The organism is Blastococcus deserti, from assembly GCF_042682525.1.
Classification (GTDB): domain Bacteria; phylum Actinomycetota; class Actinomycetes; order Mycobacteriales; family Geodermatophilaceae; genus Blastococcus_B; species Blastococcus_B deserti.
This window is the reverse complement of record NZ_JBHUHP010000006.1, coordinates 26656-28797: the sequence shown is the minus strand read 5'-3', so window position 1 is coordinate 28797 and position 2142 is coordinate 26656. Positions and strand designations below refer to the sequence as shown.

Sequence of the window (2142 nt, the reverse complement as noted above, 5' to 3'; positions counted from 1 at the left end):
CGGAGGCCTCCCGCCGCGGAACACCCAGCGGCTCAGCGCGTCCGGGGGGAGGCGCCTGGCCGCGGTGCGATCCGGAGGGTCACGGTGCTTCGGTGACGAAGTCGATGAGTTCCTCGACCCGGCCGATCAGGGCGGGCTCGAGGTCGGTCCACGTCCGCACCCGGGCCAGGATCCGCTGCGCCCACACGTAGCCGGTGTCGTCCTCCCAGCCCAGCCGCCGGCAGACGCCCTCCTTCCACGGCTCCCCCTTCGGCACGGACGGCCATGCCTTGATCCCGACGACCGAGGGCTTGACCGCCTGCCAGATGTCGATGAAGGGGTGCCCGACCACGAGCGCGTGCCGACCGGTGACCTGCTCGGCGATGCGTGACTCCTTGGAGCCCTTCACCAGGTGGTCGACGAGGACGCCGAGCCGCCGACCCTGCGCGGGGCGGAAGTCCTTCACGATGGCGGGCAGGTCGTCGACGCCGTGCAGCGGCTCGACGACGACGCCCTCGATGCGCAGGTCGTGGCCCCAGACCTTCTCCACCAGTTCGGCGTCGTGCTTGCCCTCGACGTAGATGCGTCCCTCACGGGCGACGCGGGCTCGCGCGCCGGCGACGTACGTCGAGCCGGAGGCGCTGCGCGCCGGAGCCGTGGGCGCCGTCGGCCTGGGCCGGACGAGCACCACGGGCCGGCCGTCGACCCAGAAGCCGGGGCCGAGCGGGTAACCGCGCACGCGGCCGAAGCGGTCCTCGAGGTGGACGACGTCCTTCTCGCACCGCACCACCGCGCCCACGAAGCCGGAGCTGGGGTCCTCGACCACGAGGTCCTTCTCGGCCTCGACCTGCGGCACGGGCTTCTTCGCGGTGCGCGGGTGGACCAGGTTGTCGTACGGCGAGCGGGGAGGCACTCCCCATGCTGAGCACGGGATGGGGCAGCACGGCGGAGGACGCGCCGGGGAGAGCGGGCGGACACGCCCGGCCGATCCCTTTACCACGCTGAGTAACCGGCCGTGCAATCCGGTTGTGCACAGCGGCCGCAGGGTGTCCCGGCCGCGTCGACCCTCCGCTGACCTGTGCGGATGCGCCCCGACGTCGGTCCTCGCACCTGCGCGTCCGCCCAGAACTCGCGGGGGCTTCCCCCGCGGCCGCGCGTGTCGCCGGCCCCGTGCCGTTTCGCCGAGGTGAGGGCGGTCACCCATCGGAGTGACCGCACCAGCCCCGTGCAACGGATAGGAGCCACCACGATGATCGGCACCGACACCATCAGCCGCGTGATCGGCCAGGACGTCTACGACCAGTCCGGCGAGAAGATCGGCTCGGCTGCGGAGGTCTATCTCGACGACGAGACGGGTCAGCCCGAGTGGGTCACCGTGCGGACGGGTCTGTTCGGCACCAAGGAGTCCTTCGTCCCCATCCGGAACGCCGACCTCACCGACGAAGGCGTGCGCGTACCCGTCAGCAAGAGCCAGGTGAAGGACGCTCCGAAGATCGACACCGACGGTCACCTGTCCCCGCAGGAGGAGCAGGAGCTGTACCGCTACTACGGCATGGGCTCCGGTACCGACACCGCCCAGACCGCGACCACCGAGTCGACGACGGACATGTCGACCACCGGCATGGCGACCACCGGCATGGCCACCACCGGCATGACCGACACCGCCACGACCGGCGCCGGCTACACCGACACCGGCACGGCCGGCACCGGGATGACCGATGCGCCCGGCACCGTGGGCCGCGACGTGTCCGGGCCCACCACCGACAACGCCATGACGCGGTCGGAGGAGCGGCTCAACGTGGGCACCACGTCGCAGGAGGTCGGCCGCGCCCGGCTGCGCAAGTACGTCGTCACGGAGAACGTGACCGAGACCGTTCCGGTCTCCCGCGAGGAGGTTCGCGTCGAGCGCGAGCCCATCACCGACGCCAACATCGGCAACGCGATGGACGGGCCGGCCATCTCCGAGGAGGAGCACGAGGTCGTCCTGCACGCCGAGACCCCGGTCGTGGAGAAGGAGGCCGTCCCGGTCGAGCGCGTCCGCCTCGACAAGACCACGGTCACCGAGCAGGCGCAGGTGACCGAGGGGCTGCGCAAGGAGGAGATCGAGGTCGACGACGCGGGCACCGAGCGCCGCATCTGAGAACACCGCTGACGACGGGGGGG

At 71.6% G+C, this 2142-nt stretch carries 2 protein-coding genes; one reads left to right on the top strand and one right to left on the bottom strand.

Annotated features, from left to right (window positions below):
- Window positions 1-79: 79 nt before the first annotated feature.
- Window positions 80-892, bottom strand: coding sequence for a DUF3097 domain-containing protein (locus ACFSHS_RS06395; RefSeq protein WP_376873254.1), 813 nt, complete (start codon window positions 890-892; stop codon window positions 80-82).
- A gap of 336 nt (window positions 893-1228) precedes the next feature.
- Between ACFSHS_RS06395 and ACFSHS_RS06390 the strand changes: the two genes are divergently transcribed.
- Window positions 1229-2119 (top strand): DUF2382 domain-containing protein, encoded by an 891-nt coding sequence (locus tag ACFSHS_RS06390; RefSeq protein WP_376873252.1) that lies wholly within the window; start codon window positions 1229-1231, stop codon window positions 2117-2119.
- The last annotated feature ends 23 nt before the right edge of the window (window positions 2120-2142 follow it).

Excerpts from the sequence above, each read along its gene's own strand:
- ACFSHS_RS06390 (WP_376873252.1), top strand. The coding sequence starts at position 1,229 with ATGATCGGCACCGACACCATCAGCCGCGTGATCGGCCAGGACGTCTAC.